This is a genomic window from Mesobacillus sp. (assembly GCF_047739415.1).
Taxonomy (GTDB): Bacteria; Bacillota; Bacilli; order Bacillales; family Cytobacillaceae; genus Mesobacillus.
Genome location: NZ_JBIQOE010000168.1, coordinates 1 through 19597, shown reverse-complemented (window position 1 = coordinate 19597; position 19597 = coordinate 1). Strand labels below are relative to the sequence as shown.

The following is a 19597-nucleotide window of genomic DNA, read 5'->3' as shown; positions in this document are numbered from 1 at the left end:
ACTAGAGACTTTTTTAAAAATGGAATCACTTTCGATTTAGTTTAGAAAGTGGATCGATAATCTTTCCATTTTGATATACTTCAAGATGCAGGTGGATACCAGTGGAATTACCTGTTGTTCCCATGATCCCGATACTCGAACCGCGGGAAACTGTCTGGCCTACGCTTACTGAGATTGATGCAAGGTGGGCATACATAGTGCGGTAGCCGTTATTGTGGTCGATGATGATTTTGTTGCCATATCCATCGCCCTTGTTACCGGCATATACTACATTCCCATTATCAGCAGCCTTGATAGTATAGTTGCTTGGTCTTGCAATATCGATTCCTTTATGCATCCTGCTCCAGCGATAGCCCTGGCGGCTGGATATATATCCTCCATTTGTCGGCCATACGAACGTTCCATCTCCACGTGAAGGAACAACTTTTGTTCCTTTGATGATGATTTCCTTCACAGGCTCTTTAAGTACGGCTTCTTTGATGACTTCCTTTTTGATTACCCTGCCATTTTGTTCAGTCAGCGAGGAGGTGACGCCCTTCATACCAAGCTGGCCTTCCTGCATTGTCTTCGTATCTCCCTTGAACATGGAAGAATCTTCTTTGACTTCTCTTTCGAAAGGCACTTCTTTTTGTTCGTAAACCTGGCGGTTGACCACGACTTCAACGAATGGCTTCAAGACAGTCACATTTAGCTCTTGGCCTGGCTTCAGTACGGTATTCTCATCAAATCCTGCATTTAAAGAAAGTAATTGAGCAAGCGTCAGATCGTGAGCATTTGCGATGCTCCCCAATACATCCCCTTCTTTAACCTGGTACTTCTGTTCCTCTAAAGTACCCTTTTTAAGGTACTGGATTGCTTCCTCTACAGAAAGTACTTTTTCAGGATCAACTTTTTCATCCGAATTTGAAACTTCATGAGTGAAACGGACGTCTAATAAACGAGTTTCATTTTCTTTTACTTCGGGTACTGGTAGATTAGGAGATTCTTTTCTACTCTCCACTTCGGCTAACTCTTCTTCAGTAACGTATTCTAGCATTAATGTCCTAAGTACTTCTTTTGCGGCTTCAGCATCTTTTACATATGCTATTGGCTGATCACCCATTACAAGAGCTGTCGCTTCGGCCTGGACAGTCATCTCGTCTTTAAGCACTTCTATTACTTCACTTGTATTTGCATTTGCAGCCGAGCTGAACACTTGCTCAGGAATAAAAGATACGTCTAACCCAAGTTCAACATCAAGATCCGCGTATTCCTTCTTCACGGATGTCAACTTATCTTCTACCAGCTGTTCTACTTGTGCTTTATCTGCTACAGTTCCTATAAATTTATCATTTACATATACATGATACAAAGTTGTTAATTCAGAATCCGCCGCAAGTGCAGCATTTCCTGCACCAAAAGACAACGCAGCTACAGTTACCGCTACCATGATTGACTTTTTTAATGCTGGCTTCATCTCTCTAGATGTTTTGCCGGCAAGATTGGACAGCCTATGTTTTAAATTATTCATCCTGATCCTCCTACAACGGTCAAACACTATTAGTCTAGTTCTAAATAACTATTATCTGATAATTGTACCTTTATACTTTACCATATAATGTATCGATGGGAAGACTAGTCTTCATTATGTAACAAAAATGTATAATAGCTGACATTTTATTACGATTTTTGTCAGTTAAATGGAATTTCATATCAGATTATTTTCCTATCCTGAAGTTTTGAAATGAGTCGAAAACCTAGTAATATCAGGGTATTCTCCTACTTTAGGCACATAGTTATTGAACAATGTTGTTAATAGCAACACAAACATGTTAAAAATAGGTAATTTAACGTTATGTTACATGAATGTTACAAAAAAAAGAGAGCATGTCATATGACACGCTCCCTTTTTTAATGGCTCAGGACGGAATCGAACCGCCGACACAAGGATTTTCAGTCCTTTGCTCTACCGACTGAGCTACTGAGCCACGATAATATGTTGTTCCCTAAACTCCGATTGGTTTAGGTCCTTTGCTCGAATGACCTCTCGGTCTTTCTCGCAGGTTGACGCTGAAGCAAAGTCGATGATGTGAGCAACCTGCTCTACCGTCTGAGCTACTGAGCCAAGATAATACTCTTAAATATGTAATAAAGTGACCCCTACGGGATTCGAACCCGTGTTACCGCCGTGAAAGGGCGGTGTCTTAACCGCTTGACCAAGGGGCCATATAATTATCCAAACAAAAGGATTTTTTAAGAAAGAATAGTGAGCCATGAAGGACTCGAACCTTCGACCCTCTGATTAAAAGTCAGATGCTCTACCGACTGAGCTAATGGCTCGTATCTTATCATTTTTTGTCAAATTAGTGACAACGTTGTTTATATTACCATAGCATTTTATTGTTTGTATATATTTTTTTAATATTTTTTTGCTTTTTTAGGTTTTTCTTCGTAGTTCCCTCTGCTTTCCTTAAATTTGTTCAATTTTATAAATAGAAATTCGCTAAAAAAAGGTTAATTCCGCGATTTTAAGGACTTTTCCCTCGAAATAGACTGGCATTCCCGCGAAAAACCACATTAATTCCGCGAATTCATGCCGAATTCCGTGAACTGGAAACAGCTAGGACTCACTCTATAAAAAACAAGCCCCCAATCCAAATCATCGGGGGCTTGTTTAATAATTATTATGATCTCCAAGGGCTGCGGACGACATTTGTCTGAGTTCTGTCCGGTCCGACTGAGAAAATTGACAATGGGATGCCTGTCAGTTGTGAGATGCGCTCAAGATAGTGTCTTGCGTTTTCTGGCAGTTGGTCTAGTGATTTCACACCTGTGATATCTTCTGTCCATCCTGGCAGCTCCTCGTAAACTGGCTCACATTCAGCAAGTGTCTTTAAGCTGGCTGGGAATTCTTCGATTAGTTCGCCTTTGTAGCGGTATGCCACACAAATTTTGAGCGTTTCGATTCCCGTTAACACATCGATAGAGTTCAACGATAAATCAGTAATTCCGCTGACACGGCGTGCATGGCGGACAACGACGCTGTCGAACCAGCCGACGCGGCGTGGGCGACCTGTTGTCGTGCCGTATTCGCGTCCTACTTCACGGATCTGGTAGCCGATTTCGTTATCTAACTCTGTAGGGAATGGTCCATCACCGACACGAGTCGTATAAGCCTTTGAAACTCCTACGATATGAGTAATTTTTGTTGGCCCTACTCCCGAGCCGATTGTGACTCCGCCAGCTACTGGATTGGATGATGTAACAAACGGATATGTTCCCTGGTCGATATCGAGCATGACGCCCTGTGCACCTTCAAATAGTACACGGCGTCCTTCATCCAAAGCATCATTCAAAACAACGGATGTGTCGACCACATAATCTTTGACTTGCTGTCCATACTCGTAATACTCGTCTAAAATATCCTCTAGCTTAAATCCTTCAGTTTCATAGATGCGCTCGAGCAGGCGGTTCTTCTCCTCGAGATTGCGGGTTAGCTTTTCCTCGAAGACTTCCCTGTCAAGAAGGTCGGCAATCCGGATACCTGTTCTTGCAGCCTTGTCCATGTATGCAGGACCGATTCCCTTCTTGGTTGTTCCTATTTTATTAGCACCTTTGCTCGCTTCTTCCACTTCATCAAGTTTCAAGTGATACGGAAGGATGACATGCGCGCGGTTGCTGATTCGCAGGTTGTCTGTCGTAACATTTTTATCGTGAAGATAGGCGAGTTCCTTCACGAGGGCTTTTGGATCCACAACCATGCCGTTACCTATGACGCTGATTTTATCTTTATAGAAAATTCCTGATGGAATCAAATGCAATTTATATGTTTCACCATTGAACTTTATTGTATGTCCTGCGTTGTTCCCTCCCTGATAACGGGCAATCACTTCGGCATTTTCTGAAAGGAAGTCAGTAATCTTCCCTTTTCCTTCGTCTCCCCATTGTGTTCCAACTACTACTACGGATGACATATAAAAAGCACCTCCAAAGGTATACGGTTATTTTTTTCCGCTTCAAACATATAAAGTTTACCAGTAATAATAGTATAAAGTCAATTAAACACGAACATTAAATTTATATTATATTTATTTCGTTCGTAAAACCCTGCATCCTATATTGATCTAATAAAATAAGAGCCAAAAAAAGAGAATCAATCCATAAGGATCAATTCTCATTATGCCCCAGGTGGAGCGTACGATTCGTCATACCTGTTTTCAATGTTGACGAATTTATTGTATTCTTTTACGAATGCCAGCTTTACGGTTCCTACCGGGCCGTTACGCTGCTTGGCAATGATGATCTCAATGATGTTCTTGTCTTCTGATTCCTTATCATAATAGTCATCACGGTAAAGGAAGGCTACGATATCGGCATCCTGCTCAATTGAACCGGATTCACGAATATCAGACATCATCGGACGCTTGTCCTGTCGCTGTTCCACTCCACGGGAAAGCTGGGACAGTGCGATGACAGGGACCTGCAATTCACGCGCTAACTGCTTAAGGGAACGGGATATCTCGGATACTTCCTGCTGACGGTTTTCGCCGGCACGTCCACTCCCAAGGATCAGCTGCAAGTAATCGATCATGATCATGCCAAGTCCCTGCTCCTGCTTTAAACGTCGGCATTTTGACCTGATATCGGTAATTTTGACACCCGGAGTATCGTCAATGAAGATTCCTGTATTCGACAAGCTTCCCATCGCCATCGTCAACTTGCCCCAGTCCTCATCGGTCAGGGAACCTGTACGAAGCCTCTGGGCATCGATATTTCCTTCCGCACAAAGGACACGCATGACAAGCTGTTCTGCACCCATCTCCAAACTAAAGATTGCGACATTCTCTCCTGTCTTTTTCGCAACGTTCTGGGCTATATTCAAGGCGAATGCTGTTTTACCAACAGAAGGACGGGCGCCAACGATGATCAAATCGTTTCGCTGAAAGCCAGCTGTTATTCGGTCCAGCTCAGTAAAGCCAGTCTCAAGGCCGGTGATATCTCCTTGACGGTTATGCATTTCCTCAATATTATCGTATGTCCTGACAAGGACATCTTTTATATTATGGAAGGCTCCTCCGCCTTTGCGCTGGGCAACCTCCATGATGTTCTTTTCTGCTTCGGCAAGTAATGCTTCGACTTCATCCTCACGCATATAGCCATCTTCGGCGATGCCTGATGCTGTCCGGATCAGCCTTCTCAGCAATGACTTTTCTTCTACGATTCTAGCATAATACTCTATATTAGCAGCCGTCGGCACGGACGCCGCCAATTCACTTAAATAACTGACGCCTCCAACATCTTCAATCAGCTTGGACGATGCCAATTCTTCAGTGACGGTAACCAGGTCGATGGCTTTGCCTTTATCATTTAAATCAAGCATAACGTTGAAGATTTTCTGGTGTGCAACACGATAAAAGTCTTCGGGTACTAAAACTTCTGAAGCAAGAGTTAAAGCTGATGGCTCTAAAAATATTGCGCCTATTACGGCTTGTTCCGCTTCCATGTTTTGCGGCGGAAGTCGATCCGCGAATAATTCACTCATCTGCCTGCCCCCTTACAAATTGACTCTTTCTCTGAACGAAAAAAGTGATCAGCAGAACCGATCACCTATTTCTGTAACTATATTAGTTTATCATGTTTACGGCTTTATGGAACTGTAAATTATTTTCCTTCTTTTACATGAACATTCAATGTTGCCTGAACATCTTTATGTAGCTTTACCGGAACCTTTGTGTATCCAAGTGTGCGAATTGCGTCCTGAAGCTCAATTTTTCTCTTATCAAGCTTGATACCATTTGCTTTTTGCAGCTCATCAGCAATCTGCTTGCTTGTGATTGAACCAAAAAGACGGCCATCTTCTCCTGATTTTGCAGATAATTCTACTGTAACTTTTTCCAGTTTTTCCTTCAAAGCTTTCGCATCTTCAAGCTCCTGCTGAGCCACTTTCTCTTCTTTCTTCTGTTGTGCGTTCAGGGAACTCATAGCAGCTTGATTTGCTTCAACTGCAAGACCCTGTTTGATCAGGAAATTGTGTGCGTAGCCATCTGCCACATTTTTGATTTCGCCTTTTTTGCCTTTTCCTTTAACGTCCTTCAAAAAGATTACTTTCATTCTTTTTGTCCCCCTTCTAAATAATCCTCTATCGCATTTTGTAAAAGTGTTTCTGCCTCATCCGTGGATATATCATACATTTGCGTTGCAGCATTGGTTAAATGTCCGCCACCTTCGAGATTTTCCATGACTACCTGGACATTGATTTCCCCAAGTGATCTTGCACTGATGCCTACCGTGTCTTCTGATCTTTTGGAGATTACGAATGATGCTGACACGCCGTCCATCGTCAGGAGTGTATCTGCTGCCTGTGCAATCAGTACCTGGTCACAGTAAACATCGTCCTCGCCTTTGGAAATGACGATACCATCACGGTAAAAATAAACATTCTCTATAATTTTTGCTCTTTTGATATAAGTATTAATATCTTCTTTTAAAAACTTCTGGACAAGAACGGTATCCGCACCATGGCTTCGCAGGTATGATGCAGCGTCGAAAGTACGGGCCCCTGTCCTTAAGGTGAAGCTTTTCGTGTCGACAATGATTCCTGCCAATAAAGCAGTAGCCTCAAGCATCTGGATTTTCCCATTCTTCGGCTGATATTCTAGCAATTCAGTTACTAGCTCAGCCGTCGATGAAGCATAAGGCTCCATGTAGACGAGCAGCGGGTTCTTAATGAATTCCTCGCCCCGGCGATGGTGATCAATCACGATGACGTTCTCAATCCGGTTCAATAGTCTTTCATCGATGACAAGTGAAGGTTTATGAGTATCGACAACGACAAGCAATGTGTCATCAGAAGCAATTTCATACGCCTGTTCTGGTGTAATGAATCTTGAGTAAAGAGATTCGTTTTCCTTAATCTCATCCATCAAGCGCTGTACACCTGTATCAATCTCATTTTTATTATACACAATAAAGCCTTCACGCTTGTTCATTTGTGCTACTTTCAGGATGCCGATTGCCGAACCAATTGCGTCCATATCCGGATTTTTGTGTCCCATGATCAAGACCTTGTCACTTTCGACAACCAATTCCTTCAATGCATGAGAAATGACTCGCGCCCTTACCCTTGTGCGCTTTTCAACAGGATTCGTCTTGCCGCCATAAAACTTAACTTTGCCATTAGGCTGTTTGATCGCTACTTGGTCGCCGCCGCGTCCCAAAGCCAAATCCAGACTGGATTGGGCCTGTGTTCCGAGCTCAGGAAGCGAGGAATACCCTGTACCGACACCAATGCTCAAAGTTAATGGGACATTCTGCTTCGATGTTGTTTCCCTTACTTCATCGAGAATCGTGAATTTCCCTTTTTCGAGCAACCGGAGAATATGTTCACTAAAAACAGCGATGAATCGTTCTGAAGAAACCCTTTTGAGGAATACTCCATTATTGGTAGCCCATTTATTTAAAATGGAAGTAACAAGACTGTTCAAGCTGCTTTTCGTCTGATCATCCATTCCTTGAGTCAGTTCCTCATAGTTATCAAGATAAATAATCGAAATGACCGTGCGCTCATCATGGTACATTTTTTCGATTTCTGCCTGTTCGGTCACGTCGAAAAAGTAGAGCAGCCGTTCCTCAGGTTTGTGAATGACTCTGAACTTCCGGTCGTGAAGAGTAATGATTTCAGTTTCCACTTCTTGCTTAATCAATGGAATGACCGCATCGGCTACATCATACAGCGATTTGCCAACAAGAGAGTCTTCATTGAAACTAGCAGCAATGAAAGGATTCGTCCACTCAATATAATAGTCGTCATTGATCAGCATGATCCCAATAGGCATTTCCATCAATGCTTCTTCGCCGACTTTTTTTACCCGATAAGACAGCGTGGAAATGTATTCTTCCGTCTCCTGCCTAATTATATGGTTAACTTGAAAAATGAGATATATCAACAGGCCAGTGAGAATAAACCCTGCCGCTCCTATAATCCAGTTATAGTAAGACAGAAATCCAATTAGCACCAGTGTTACGGCCATCAATCCATACAATGGATAACGTATTTGCCGCCTCTCTAAATAAGAAGGCATGTGCTCAGCTCCTAAAGCGTTAGTTTCTGATTACTTCTTCTCCCCAAGACGTTTTCTTAAGTCAAACCCTAAATCAATTATACCTAATATCCTGACAATATAAAGAACAAATGGCAGGAGGAAGGTCAGGATAAGGACGATGATTGGAACAGCTTTAGGATACCGTTTTAAATGTGTTACATAGAACACTAATGATAGCCCTTGGAGAACCATCAGCATCTGCAGGATGAATGTAAGATTTGAAATCGCCCAGAACCAGTAAGTCCCTTTTTCCGGCTGCATGATCAATGCTGCAATCATCGCGATAAGATAGTACCATAAAATGCTTTTAGGCAGATTCAACTCCCTGAATGGAGGCCAGTACGGCACCTTGATCCCAAATCGCTTCAAGAATGGGAACGAGACAAGCTGAAGCAAGAACACAATCAAAAATGAAGCCATGACGAACATGCTTGGCATAAGCACTTCCATCATATCAATCATTGATTCAAATTGCTTGATGAGCATCTCATCAGGGGTCTGCCCCATTTGTTCCAGCATTTTAATCGCCTGGTCGGTAGAGACACGAAAAGCTTCCATCAGTTCTTCGATAATATTAATTTTAAATAAAATGACCGACAATGCATATTGTGCCACTAAATTCAAAAGAAACACGAGGGAACCTGCTATGTATGCTGTAAACCTGCTTTTCCCTTTCCTGACCATGTAACCCATCACAGCTCCAGTCGTCCCATATGCCAATGCAAGCGGGATTGCCAGAAGTGACCCTAGAATCATCGATAATAATACAGCTGCGAGCGTAAACACAGCCGTACTTTTACCGTCATACTTAGCACCGAAAAACAAAAATGGCAAAGAAAGAAAGAGGTTCACAACTAACCCCAGGCCAGGTATATAAAAAGTGATCAACAATAAAACCGCAAAAATCGCTAACAGGATGGCTCCTTCCGTCAGCTTGTATGTATTCTTCATAATCCACCTCACAGAAATGCGTATGCGCCTTGGTCAGACCCGACAAGCGTTGGAGGGCCGACCGGTGAAGTCGTTCTTTGACTTCATTGGGCGGACCGAAACGACTCGAGGGGCTAGGCGCTGAAGCTAGACATTGAAATGCGTAAGCGCCTTGGTCAGACCCGACAAGCGTTGGAGGGCCGACCGGTGAAGTCGTTCTTTGACTTCATTGGGCGGACCGAAACGACTCGAGGGGCTAGGCGCTGAAGCTAGACATTGAAATGCGTATGCGCCTTGGTCAGTAACTAACATAGTCTGAGTTAGACATTGTAGTATGTAAGCTTAATAATTCCTTTTATAAAATAACCGATAAGAACTATTTTATCTTGTATGAATCAGACAAGCAAACGAAGTGTCATATACCTAATATAAAAGGCAGCGGGATGCCCCGCTGCCTTTTAAAATCCGATCATTATTCGCCTGAAACGTATGGCAGTAATGCCATTTGACGAGAACGTTTGATTGCAACTGTCAACTTACGCTGATACTTAGCGCTTGTTCCAGTTACACGGCGTGGTAAAATCTTACCGCGCTCAGAGATGAATTTTTTCAAAAGATCTGTGTCTTTGTAATCGATCTTAGTGATTCCGTTTGCTGTGAAGTAGCAAACCTTACGGCGTTTTGCACGTCCGCCTCTGCGTCCACCCATTGCCATGTTCATTTCCCTCCTTGTGTATTATATTTCAAGTCCGAGTTATATTAGAATGGAAGATCATCATCTGAAATGTCGATCTGGCCGCCACCTGCAAATGGATCTTCATCTACTTTTGTATAACCTTGGTTCTGGCGTTGATTCTGATTCTGATTCCCGAATGGGGAACCTTGATCATTTTGACGGGAGTAGTTGTTATCCCCTCTGTCTGAAGTTTGACCTTGACCTTTTGGCTCAAGGAACTGAACACTCTCAGCAAGAACTTCTGTAACGTATACACGTTTACCATCTTGTCCCTCATAGCTGCGAGTTTGAACGCGTCCATCAACACCTGCAAGGCTGCCCTTCTTCAAGAAGTTAGCAACGTTTTCGGCTGGACGTCGCCATACCACACAGTTGATGAAGTCAGCTTCTCTTTCCCCCTGCTGGTTGGTAAATGAACGATTTACCGCAAGAGTAAAAGTAGCCACCGCAACTCCATTCGGTGTAAAACGTAATTCAGGATCCTTGGTCAAACGACCGACAAGAATGACACGATTCATCATCAGAATCAACTCCTTCCCCCCAGCAAGAATGTTCCATGTGAAACATTTTCCGCTGAAAGTTTATATTTATATCATTTATTATTCTTCTTCTTTAATTACGATGTGGCGAAGGATATCTTCGTTGATCTTAGCAAGACGAGAGAATTCCTCAACTGCTGCCGGAGTAGCGTTTACCTTAACAAGCTGGTAGTAGCCATCACGGAAATCATTGATTTCATAAGCCAGGCGGCGTTTTCCCCATTCCTTAGCTTCTGCAACTTCCGCACCGTTTTCTGTAAGGATTGAGCTGAAACGCTCAGTAAGAGCCTTTTTAGCTTCCTCTTCAATGTTTGGGCGGATGATGTACATAATTTCGTACTTTCTCATCACTGTCACCTCCTTTTGGTCTAAACGGCCCCATTACAGGGCAAGGAGTAATTGATTAATTACTCACAAGATGAAATTATATCACAGAATATATTCAAAGGCAACGCTATGTATAGCAATTCTACTTTTCATATTCTGGGCTATTAATTCCTTTGATGAAATACTAACATATGTTCGTGTTTTTGTCCAAGTTTTTTATCTAAAAATAAAAACTCCACCCTGCATTAGCAGGGCGGAAATGGATTATACATTAAAACGGAAGTGGATGATGTCTCCGTCTTTTACTTCATATTCTTTTCCTTCAAGGCGTACTTTTCCAGCTTCCTTGGCTGCTGCCATGGATCCTGCTGCAAGAAGGTCATCGTAGTGGACTGTTTCTGCACGAATGAATCCACGCTCGAAATCAGAGTGAATGACACCTGCACACTGAGGTGCTTTCATGCCATGACGGAATGTCCATGCACGAACTTCCTGGACGCCAGCTGTAAAGTATGTTGCCAGTCCAAGCAGACTGTAAGCCGCACGAATCAACTGGTCCAAACCTGATTCTTCAATGCCTAGTTCCTCTAGGAACATTTCCTTTTCTTCGCCTTCAAGCTCAGCGATTTCTTCCTCGATTTTTGCACTGATGACGATTACTTCTGCATTATCTTTTTGTGCAAACTCGCGGACTTTCTGTACATACTCATTTCCGCTTGGATCAGCGACATCTTCTTCACCTACGTTAGCAACATAAAGCATCGGTTTGATTGTAAGCAAATGAAGTTGTTTAACGATTTTCATTTCTTCTTCAGTGAATTCGACCGCACGAGCTGGTTGTTCAGCTTCAAATGCATCGCGCAGGCGAGCCAGGATTGGAAACTCAATAGAAGCTTCCTTATCTTTTTGCTTGGCCAATTTCTCGACGCGGCCAATTCTTTTTTCAACCGACTCCATGTCAGCAAGAATCAATTCTAGGTTAATAACCTCGATATCGGAAATTGGATCTACTTTACCTGCAACGTGAGTGATATTGTCATCTGCAAAACAGCGGACTACCTGGCAAATCGCATCTACCTGGCGAATATGTGAAAGGAATTTGTTTCCGAGTCCTTCACCTTTGCTCGCCCCTTTTACGATTCCGGCGATATCAGTGAATTCGAAAGCTGTCGGTACAGTCTTTTTCGGCTGTACTAGCTCAGTCAATTTAGTTAAACGATGATCAGGAACCTCAACGATTCCGACATTCGGGTCAATCGTACAGAACGGGTAGTTGGCTGATTCAGCACCAGCCTGTGTGATCGCATTAAACAATGTAGATTTCCCAACGTTGGGAAGTCCAACAATACCTGCTGTTAAGGCCATCCATGTCACTCCTCTATTTAAAAATGTATCTATTCAAGCAAGAATCACCTAAACGATTTTTTCCTCTCACAATTATAGAGATTACGAAGGGAAAAGACAAGCTTATAAGAATTGCCCCTCTTGGTGACCTCTTTTTCGATCTTCCTGAATTTTAGGGCGGCAATAAGCCCCATTGGTGACCTCTTTTTAGACTTTTTTGGAATTTAGGGCGCCAATATGCCTCATTGGTGACCTCTTTTTCGATTTTCTTGAATTTTAGGGCGCCAATATGCCATCTTGGTGACCTCTTTTTCGATTTTCCTGAATTTTAGGGCGCCAATGTGTTGATCCCTGCTCCTCAAAAGAAACGCCGCACTCTCAATAAAGTGCGGCAGTACAGTCATCAATCTTTTTCAGTTTTTTCAATATTGACCAGGCAATCGTAAAGTGTGCTACCGAGTCCGTTGTCAGATTCCCTGCTTGAGGTCAACTGGTTAACGGATCCACCGAAACGGGCGCTCAATCCCTCATCAATATTAACCGTTCCCGGATGGGCAGCCTTGAGGATCGAAACTGTCCCATGGATTTCGCCTCTATCATTCCAAACACGGACATAGTCCTGGTCATTCAACCCCTTTTCGGCAGCCACGCTACTAGCAATCTCTACTTTCACATAAGGTTCTGGCTGGAACAGGTGGAAATGCTGTGAATGGTTGGAACGCAGCGGGTGGATCGTTAACAATGTATAAGGGTATTTTTCCGCCAGATCGGGATTGGTCCATTTTGTTTCAGTCGGCAGTGACAGCTTGATCTGGCCGTCAGTGACTGCAGATGAAGTGAATTCATATTTGCCGCTTGGTGTCTTGAACTTCCGATCTGCCCATGGAACCTCATCCACTGGCAACTCAGTAAATTTATCATCCCGAATTTTTTCGAGCGAAATGCCTTTCTTCAACAATGAAGCGAGCCCCATTTCCAAGAAATCTTCTCTTGTAAAATCAAACTCCTCGCCAAAGCCTAATCTTTTAGCGAGTTCCGCCCAAATCCAGGCATCCGGTTTTGCTTCTCCGGGTGGCTCTACCAGCTTCGGACCGTGATTCACATAATGGTGGTACATCGATGAATAGTAAACATCTTCTACCTCAAATGCCGTGGCAGCTGGCAAAACATAATCCGCAAGCTCTGCTGTATCCGTCATGTACTGGTCGATGACTACCATTGTTTCTAGCGACTCAAACGCCTCTCGTACTCTATTCGTATCTGGTACCTGTGTCAGCGGATTCCCGCACGTAACAATTCCCATTTTTATCTCAGGATCAACAGCCGACAGGATCCCCTCTGCCTGCCTCATCATTGTAAATGTGCGTGAAGAACTTTTCCGCTCAGCCATGGACATATTCTGGTAGTCGAAGCTCTGCCCTACCTGCTTGTTCGCATAGTTGGCTCCGCCGCCAGGAATGCCGATATTGCCGCTGACAGCCACCAGCGCATCCAGCAGCCTGATCGTATTCCCGCCATTTTCATAACGCTGCATCCCAAGGCCCATGATCGTTGATACTGGCCGGTCAGCATATACTTCTGCAAGATGAGTGATAATCTCAATCGGCACTTCGGTCACTTCACTGATATAGTCCATTGTTACGCTATCCAGCAATGCCTTTAAATCACGGAAGCCAACTGTATAAGCTGCCAAAAACTCCTCATCATGTAATTTCATCCTTAGCAGTTCCTTCATTATCCCAGCTGCCAAAAGTCCGTCAAAACCAGGCTTGATGGAAATGTATTCATTGGCCAGCTTAGCTGTTGCATTAAAAATAGGATCAATCACATAAATCTTTGTGCCATTCTTTTTCACAGACTGCAGGTTTTGAAATAGATGCATATTCGTACGTGCAATATTCCTGCCCCAGATGACGACATGCTTACTATTCGCCAAATCCGCTGGGGAATGGCTGTAGGCATCGCCAAAATCCCAATTTTGCGCTTCAATCCCGGCTCCCCAGCAAATTGAACCGGTCAGTTCTGTCACACCGCCGTATAGATTGAAAAAGCGGCTGTCGAGATTGGAAAGTAAACCACTGTTGGCGTAATCATGGCTATGCAAAACCGAAGTGGTGCCAAAGCTTTCTTTATAATGATCCAGTTTTTCCGCAATCTCATCCAACGCCTGCTCCCATGAAATCTGCTGGAAACTGCCCTCGATTTTTTTTAACGGAAAAAGTAATCGATCTTTTGAATTTGCTCTGTTCTCAAGCATCCTGCCGCGGCCGCAAATTTTCCCCTGTGTGATTGGATGCTCGGGATTGCCTTCAACCTTTGTTACCTTCCCATCCTCGACGGTAACAAGGAATCCGCAGCTGTCCCAGCAATTCAGCGGACATGCTGAATGATGTACTGTTGCCATTTCCTCATCTCCCCACTAATTTTCTATATCGTTCATTAATTTTAATAATAAGGATAATACAATAACGATAAAAAAAGAAGCAGGATTAATCTTCCTGCTTCGATAAAACTTTCTTTACTTTTCTTGTGAACTCTTTTCTTGGAATCAAGACACTGTGCTGGCAGCCTTCACATTTGATTCGGATATCCATGCCAAGACGGATAATTTTCCACTTGTTGATGCCGCAAGGATGTGGTTTTTTCATTTCAACAACATCATTTAGTTGAAACTCGTGGTCCAATTTTAAAACCTCCTTGTTTATTTACCGAATTCTTTCTGCTCTCCGCCTTCCTGGCGAGAGTACATGACCATTCTTGGGAATGGAATTTCAATTCCGTGCTGGTCCAGGAGAAGCTTGATGTCCTTGCGAAGCTGTCTGCCGATATACCAATGTTTCATCGGCAATGTTTCGGCAACGATTCGCATTACCACCTCTGAAGCGCCAAATTGCTGGACGCCTAAAAGCTCAGGTGTCTTAACCAATTCTGGATACTTTTCAGTTGTTGTATCAAGGTACTCTTGCAGTACTTTTTCAGCGTATTCAATATCGCCTTCATAAGCAATCCCGATATCAAGGACCGCCACACTGTTGTAAAGAGAGAAGTTGGTGACTTCTACGATGCTGCCGTTAGGGAGGATATTGATTTCCCCTGTAAAGCTTTTAATCTTCGTCGTCCGCAGCCCAATTTCCTCCACAGTTCCCTCAAATTGTCCAATTCGTACATAATCGCCTACAGAGAACTGATCTTCAAAAATAATGAAGAAACCGGTAATGATATCCTTCACAAGACTTTGCGCCCCAAAGCCGACTGCCAAACCCACAATCCCAGCGCCGGCAAGCATTGCTTTGACATCGATTGCCATCGCCGCAAGAATGGACATGATCGCAATAAAATAGACAACGTACGTTAGCACGTTTTCAAGCAATTTCATCAAGGTCGCTTCACGCCGCTCCGTAATCCGTAGCGGCCCTCTCGTCCTGACCTTGAAGAAATTGCGGATTGCAATCTTTCCGATTCGGATGAACAAGCCTGTGATAACGAGGATCGCAATGATCTTTAAAACACTTTCCCCAATCGCAAACCAGAGATCTTCATCCATCAGCTTTTGACTCATTTTATTAAAAAATGCTTGTGTCTTGGTCAGACTTTCTTCTGTTTTACTCATATTCTCACCCGCCTGCAAAATTCATGCTAACATTAAACTATAACAGAGCCTCTTTATTAAACGTTATGTAACAAACTAGTAAGTTTCATACAAACACAATCATTTTATCAAGTTTTATAATGTAGTTAAAGAAGACTGTTTCTGTAAGTTGATGGCATAACGAAATATTTACAACTCAAAAGCATTCTTTCATTTCAACTCAATATAATATTATTCTAATATAATATTATTGTTTTCCGATAGAGTCCAAACCATTTAAAGTCTTATTATAAAAAATAAGTCATTATTCCTCTATAAAAGATTCACTACTCCAAAAGACCCTGTTTAAATCTTTCTGTTTACAGGTATGTATAGATTACAAAAAAAGTCCGTATACTGATAGTACGAATTTTTAAGGAGTTGATCCAATGAATCTCAAAAACCATTTTTTCGAGCGGAAAAACAATGTGGCAAAAATTAACCATGAAGATGATCTGGCTGCCGAAAAGCTGGCTTCTGAAATCCTGGACCATTTGCCTAATTTCAGCACACGCCCAATTGTTTTTGTCTGTATTGGAACCGACCGCTCTACCGGGGATTCATTGGGTCCGCTAATCGGAACGCTGCTGCAGGAAAAGGAAATTGCGCCATACCATGTATATGGGACACTCGATGATCCAATCCACGCTGTAAATATGGATGCGAAACTGGCCGAAATCAAGCAAATACACTTCAATCCTTTTATAATCGGCATAGACGCTTGCCTTGGCCGCTTAAAAAGCGTTGGTTCCATCCAGGTAGGCAATGGGCCCGTCAAGCCTGGTGCCGGAGTGAATAAGGAACTGCCTGAAGTCGGAAACATGCACATTACCGGCATCGTCAATGTCAGCGGGTTCATGGAATTCTTTGTATTGCAAAATACAAGATTGAACCTCGTTTTAAAAATGGCAAAAACGATCGCAAACGGTATTTTCGAGAGCAGTCAGCAACTACCGAAGAAACAGGATTGGCCAAAATTGAATTGGGATCTTGAAGCTGAGCAGCCTACAGTTGCTGAATAACGAGTCTAAAAATGCCTGGAAGGTATCCAGGCATTTTTTTATTCTTTCCGCACGCCAATCTTTTTTGAAACATAGAGTGTGACAAGGCCGATTATTAACGAAATGAGAAAAGGAACAACGAACCACCCTGGCATCACAATCGTCCAATAAAGCAAGTAAGCAGTTATCGCAAAAATCAAAATGCTGAGTATAAATAATAGACTGGAGAAAAACTCTTTCACTATGAAATCACCGCCTATATCCCAATCATATAATGTGAGACAGTGACAAGAACACCAGTTACAAGAATACCTGGCAGCAGGTTTGCAACCCTGATTTTTGTCAATCCAATCAGATTCAAGCCAATGGCAAAAATCATGACACCGCCGGTTGCAGTCAGCTCAAGGATGAAGCTGTCCATCAATGCCTGCGGTATAAACTTATCTATTTGAGTCGCAAACAACGCGATTGTCCCCTGGTAAAGCATCACAGGAATCGCCGAAAAGAGAACACCAATGCCTAGTGTGGTAGTCAGAATTAATGCCGTGAAGCCGTCAATGATTGCTTTTGTATATAATACGTCATGGTCACCGCGGATTCCGCTGTCCAGTGCACCGATAATGGCCATGGCGCCAATGACAAAAATCAATGTCGCAGTCACGAATCCTTGTGAAATACTGCCTTCCCCTTTCGAACCAAGCTTTCTTTCAAGCCAGTCCCCGACTGCATTCAGTCTATCTTCCAGCTTCCAGGCTTCACCGAGGACTGCACCAATCACAAGACTCAAAATAACAATCAGGAAATTGGCACTTTTAAAGCCCATTTGCAGTCCCAGAACCATTACCGCCAGCCCGATACCATGCATGACTGTGGCTTTCATATTTTCAGGGATTCTCGTCAATAGCCTGCCCAGCAAGGTCCCTATGATAATCAATAGCCCATTAACAATGGTGCCAAGTAAAAACATATCGTTCACCTATCTTCAGATTTTGTATGAATACGGATATGTAATGCCTGTTTTCACATTTTTTGTTACTTCGTACATGTTCTAGTATTCGAGCTAAAAAAGATGTCGGGGCTCTTTTCGAGGAGACTTCTTAATTAGGATTGCTTTTATACTCGTAAAAACCCAGGTGCCGGTTTTACTTTTGGTTGAGAGTAAAGTTTACGAAAAGAGCCTAGTAAAAAAAGAAGCCATCAAATTGATAGCTTAGGAGTTTTGTTGATCTAAAAGTTCCAAAATCCGTTCTAAATCATCTTTCGAGAAAAACTCTATTTCAATTTTCCCTTTATTTTTGGATTGTTTGATGTTAACAGTGGTTCCGAAACGTTCACGAAGCGTTGTTTCACGCTCTCGAATGAAAACATCTTTTGTTACTTTCTCTTTTTTTGTTTCACGTGGAACAACTTCATTCAGTTGCTGGATCAGCTGTTCAAGCTGGCGGACATTCATTCCATCTTTAAGAATTTTATCGACCAGGATTGGAAGCTTGTCTTTCTTCCTTAATCCTAGAAGCGCGCGCCCATGACCCATGGAAATCTTGCCATCTGAAATAAGTTGCTGGATTTTCGGAGGCAGCGACAGCAAGCGGATATGGTTGGCCAGATGCGGCCTGCTTTTTCCCAGCCTTTTCGCTAACTCTTCCTGCGTAAGCTTCAGCTTCTCGATCAAAGTTTGATACGCAATTCCCTCTTCGATCGGATTCAGGTCTTCGCGCTGGAGATTTTCCAGTACAGCAAGCTCCATCATTTGCTGTTCATTCAGCTCACGGACGACTGCCGGCACTGTTTCCAGCTTAGCTTCTTTTGCTGCCCGGAAACGCCTCTCCCCAACTACGATTTCAAAGCCTTTTATCGTTTTCCTGACGATAATTGGCTGAAGGATTCCATGTTCCAGAATCGAAAGCTTCAACTCCTCGATTGCTTCTGGCTGGAAAACTTTTCTCGGTTGATAAGGGTTTGGCCTAATTTCTTTGATGCTTATTTCCTGGACCTTCTCTTCTTGTTCAGCTTCCATGTTAAAGAATGCATTCAATCCTTTTCCTAAGCCTTTAGCCATTTGCAACCACTTCCTTTGCAAGATCTAAATAAACCTCTGCCCCGCGGGACTTTGGATCATAAATGATAATTGGCTCTCCATGGCTTGGAGCTTCACTCAGCCGGACATTCCTTGGAATGACAGTCTTGTAAACTTTATCCTGGAAGTACTTCTTCACTTCTTCGATGACTTGAAGACCAAGATTCGTACGTGCATCCAGCATGGTCAGTAGTACGCCTTCAATCTTTAGATCCTGGTTCAAATGCTTCTGTACAAGGCGGACAGTATTCAAGAGCTGGCTTAGCCCTTCAAGTGCATAATACTCGCATTGGACAGGAATAATGACGGCATCTGAAGCCGTTAAAGCATTCAGTGTCAATAAACCAAGGGACGGTGGACAGTCTATGATTATATAATCAAAACGATCCTTCACTTCCTCGAGAGCCCGCTTCAGGCGAACCTCCCTTGAGATCGTGGGCACAAGCTCGATTTCCGCTCCAGCAAGCTGGATAGTCGCAGGAATTGTATATAAATTCTCTACCGCTGTTGGATGAATTACATTTTTGGCTTCAACATCGTCAACAAGAACATCATATATGCATTGCTCAACATCCGCTTTTTCAATTCCAACACCACTCGTTGCGTTTCCTTGAGGGTCCGTATCGACAAGCAGCACTTTTTTTCCTATGTATGCAAGGCACGCACCGAGGTTCACAGATGTAGTCGTCTTGCCGACTCCACCTTTTTGATTCGCAATCGCGATGATTTTTCCCACATTGTCACCTTCTTTCAAACCCGTAAAATGGAATATTCAGCTTTATCAAGCACAAAATGCATTAAATCAGGGCCTTCCCCGTCATCCATAAAGAAAATGGGATGCCGAAAAAAGCAATCATGTATTCTATTTTATCATGAATCTAGACAGTTGATAGAATTTTTATTAAAAAGAAATAATGCGGTAATATAACATGTC

18 protein-coding genes and 3 tRNA genes are annotated in these 19597 nt (G+C 42.9%); 1 reads left to right on the top strand and 20 read right to left on the bottom strand.

The window, feature by feature from the left end; genetic code table 11:
• Positions 1-25: 25 nt before the first annotated feature.
• The 16 genes from ACH0QE_RS13130 to ACH0QE_RS13055 all read right to left on the bottom strand — a co-directional run bounded on the left by ACH0QE_RS13130 (position 26) and on the right by ACH0QE_RS13055 (position 15567).
• Complete coding sequence (locus ACH0QE_RS13130) at positions 26-1510, bottom strand: peptidoglycan DD-metalloendopeptidase family protein (RefSeq protein WP_415801080.1); 1485 nt, start codon at positions 1508-1510, stop codon at positions 26-28.
• A 384-nt stretch (positions 1511-1894) separates the two neighbouring features.
• A tRNA-Phe gene (locus ACH0QE_RS13125) sits at positions 1895-1967 on the bottom strand.
• 166 nt (positions 1968-2133) lie between these two features.
• A tRNA-Glu gene (locus tag ACH0QE_RS13120) sits at positions 2134-2205 on the bottom strand.
• Positions 2206-2246: 41 nt separating this feature from the next.
• Positions 2247-2319, bottom strand: a tRNA-Lys gene (locus tag ACH0QE_RS13115).
• Positions 2320-2663: 344 nt separating this feature from the next.
• Entirely contained in the window at positions 2664-3953 is a 1290-nt protein-coding gene (locus ACH0QE_RS13110) for an adenylosuccinate synthase (RefSeq protein ID WP_415801079.1), read from the bottom strand.
• Positions 3954-4156: 203 nt separating this feature from the next.
• The gene (gene dnaB, locus ACH0QE_RS13105) at positions 4157-5521 is read right to left on the bottom strand and encodes a replicative DNA helicase (protein ID WP_415801078.1); all 1365 of its coding nucleotides are present in this window, start codon (positions 5519-5521) and stop codon (positions 4157-4159) included.
• A gap of 119 nt (positions 5522-5640) precedes the next feature.
• On the bottom strand, positions 5641-6090 hold the full coding sequence (gene rplI, locus ACH0QE_RS13100; protein ID WP_102264735.1) for a 50S ribosomal protein L9: 450 nt from the start codon (positions 6088-6090) through the stop codon (positions 5641-5643).
• A complete protein-coding gene (locus tag ACH0QE_RS13095) occupies positions 6087-8060 on the bottom strand; it encodes a DHH family phosphoesterase (protein ID WP_415801077.1) in 1974 nt (657 codons plus the stop codon). The genes rplI and ACH0QE_RS13095 overlap by 4 nt, the downstream gene beginning before the upstream one ends.
• A 30-nt stretch (positions 8061-8090) precedes the next feature.
• A complete protein-coding gene (locus tag ACH0QE_RS13090; RefSeq protein WP_415801076.1) occupies positions 8091-9032 on the bottom strand; it encodes a YybS family protein in 942 nt (313 codons plus the stop codon).
• 451 nt (positions 9033-9483) lie between these two features.
• Entirely contained in the window at positions 9484-9720 is a 237-nt protein-coding gene (gene rpsR, locus ACH0QE_RS13085; RefSeq protein ID WP_031307629.1) for a 30S ribosomal protein S18, read from the bottom strand.
• 50 nt (positions 9721-9770) lie between these two features.
• Positions 9771-10268, bottom strand: coding sequence for a single-stranded DNA-binding protein (gene ssb / locus ACH0QE_RS13080; RefSeq protein WP_214735821.1), 498 nt, complete (start codon positions 10266-10268; stop codon positions 9771-9773).
• A gap of 78 nt (positions 10269-10346) precedes the next feature.
• Positions 10347-10634, bottom strand: a complete 288-nt coding sequence (gene rpsF, locus ACH0QE_RS13075; RefSeq protein WP_415801075.1) for a 30S ribosomal protein S6 — start codon at positions 10632-10634, stop codon at positions 10347-10349.
• A 243-nt stretch (positions 10635-10877) separates the two neighbouring features.
• Positions 10878-11978, bottom strand: a complete 1101-nt coding sequence (gene ychF, locus ACH0QE_RS13070; RefSeq protein WP_415801074.1) for a redox-regulated ATPase YchF — start codon at positions 11976-11978, stop codon at positions 10878-10880.
• Between the two features lie 382 nt (positions 11979-12360).
• Positions 12361-14361, bottom strand: coding sequence for a molybdopterin-dependent oxidoreductase (locus tag ACH0QE_RS13065; protein ID WP_415801073.1), 2001 nt, complete (start codon positions 14359-14361; stop codon positions 12361-12363).
• Positions 14362-14446: 85 nt separating this feature from the next.
• Positions 14447-14641: a DUF951 domain-containing protein gene (locus ACH0QE_RS13060; protein ID WP_415801072.1), complete on the bottom strand. Its 195-nt coding sequence runs from the start codon at positions 14639-14641 to the stop codon at positions 14447-14449.
• A 17-nt stretch (positions 14642-14658) separates the two neighbouring features.
• A complete protein-coding gene (locus ACH0QE_RS13055) occupies positions 14659-15567 on the bottom strand; it encodes a mechanosensitive ion channel family protein (protein ID WP_415801071.1) in 909 nt (302 codons plus the stop codon).
• 407 nt (positions 15568-15974) lie between these two features.
• Between ACH0QE_RS13055 and yyaC the strand changes: the two genes are divergently transcribed.
• Positions 15975-16607: a spore protease YyaC gene (gene yyaC / locus ACH0QE_RS13050; RefSeq protein WP_415801070.1), complete on the top strand. Its 633-nt coding sequence runs from the start codon at positions 15975-15977 to the stop codon at positions 16605-16607.
• Between the two features lie 38 nt (positions 16608-16645).
• Here the strand turns inward: yyaC and ACH0QE_RS13045 are convergent, their stop codons facing one another.
• From ACH0QE_RS13045 to ACH0QE_RS13030, 4 genes are all read right to left on the bottom strand, one after another.
• On the bottom strand, positions 16646-16828 hold the full coding sequence (locus tag ACH0QE_RS13045) for a hypothetical protein (protein WP_415801069.1): 183 nt from the start codon (positions 16826-16828) through the stop codon (positions 16646-16648).
• 14 nt (positions 16829-16842) lie between these two features.
• Positions 16843-17553 (bottom strand): DUF554 domain-containing protein, encoded by a 711-nt coding sequence (locus ACH0QE_RS13040; protein WP_415801068.1) that lies wholly within the window; start codon positions 17551-17553, stop codon positions 16843-16845.
• A gap of 243 nt (positions 17554-17796) precedes the next feature.
• Positions 17797-18645 carry a ParB/RepB/Spo0J family partition protein gene (locus ACH0QE_RS13035; protein WP_415801067.1) on the bottom strand — a complete coding sequence of 283 codons (849 nt, stop codon included), beginning with the start codon at positions 18643-18645 and terminating at the stop codon, positions 17797-17799.
• Positions 18638-19399, bottom strand: coding sequence for a ParA family protein (locus tag ACH0QE_RS13030; protein ID WP_102264747.1), 762 nt, complete (start codon positions 19397-19399; stop codon positions 18638-18640). Before ACH0QE_RS13030 ends, ACH0QE_RS13035 begins: the two co-directional genes overlap by 8 nt.
• Between the last annotated feature and the right edge of the window lie 198 nt (positions 19400-19597).

What these genes read in the sequence shown, in the direction of transcription:
- yyaC (WP_415801070.1), top strand. Translation starts at nt 15,975, where the DNA reads ATGAATCTCAAAAACCATTTTTTCGAGCGGAAAAACAATGTGGCAAAA.
- rpsR (WP_031307629.1), bottom strand. Translation starts at nt 9,720, where the DNA reads ATGGGTGGACGCAGAGGCGGACGTGCAAAACGCCGTAAGGTTTGCTAC.
- dnaB (WP_415801078.1), bottom strand. Translation starts at nt 5,521, where the DNA reads ATGAGTGAATTATTCGCGGATCGACTTCCGCCGCAAAACATGGAAGCG.
- ychF (WP_415801074.1), bottom strand. Translation starts at nt 11,978, where the DNA reads ATGGCCTTAACAGCAGGTATTGTTGGACTTCCCAACGTTGGGAAATCT.
- ACH0QE_RS13130 (WP_415801080.1), bottom strand. Translation starts at nt 1,510, where the DNA reads ATGAATAATTTAAAACATAGGCTGTCCAATCTTGCCGGCAAAACATCT.
- ACH0QE_RS13055 (WP_415801071.1), bottom strand. Translation starts at nt 15,567, where the DNA reads ATGAGTAAAACAGAAGAAAGTCTGACCAAGACACAAGCATTTTTTAAT.
- ACH0QE_RS13040 (WP_415801068.1), bottom strand. Translation starts at nt 17,553, where the DNA reads ATGTTTTTACTTGGCACCATTGTTAATGGGCTATTGATTATCATAGGG.
- ssb (WP_214735821.1), bottom strand. Translation starts at nt 10,268, where the DNA reads ATGATGAATCGTGTCATTCTTGTCGGTCGTTTGACCAAGGATCCTGAA.
- rpsF (WP_415801075.1), bottom strand. Translation starts at nt 10,634, where the DNA reads ATGAGAAAGTACGAAATTATGTACATCATCCGCCCAAACATTGAAGAG.
- ACH0QE_RS13095 (WP_415801077.1), bottom strand. Translation starts at nt 8,060, where the DNA reads ATGCCTTCTTATTTAGAGAGGCGGCAAATACGTTATCCATTGTATGGA.
- ACH0QE_RS13065 (WP_415801073.1), bottom strand. Translation starts at nt 14,361, where the DNA reads ATGGCAACAGTACATCATTCAGCATGTCCGCTGAATTGCTGGGACAGC.
- ACH0QE_RS13035 (WP_415801067.1), bottom strand. Translation starts at nt 18,645, where the DNA reads ATGGCTAAAGGCTTAGGAAAAGGATTGAATGCATTCTTTAACATGGAA.
- rplI (WP_102264735.1), bottom strand. Translation starts at nt 6,090, where the DNA reads ATGAAAGTAATCTTTTTGAAGGACGTTAAAGGAAAAGGCAAAAAAGGC.
- ACH0QE_RS13090 (WP_415801076.1), bottom strand. Translation starts at nt 9,032, where the DNA reads ATGAAGAATACATACAAGCTGACGGAAGGAGCCATCCTGTTAGCGATT.
- ACH0QE_RS13110 (WP_415801079.1), bottom strand. Translation starts at nt 3,953, where the DNA reads ATGTCATCCGTAGTAGTAGTTGGAACACAATGGGGAGACGAAGGAAAA.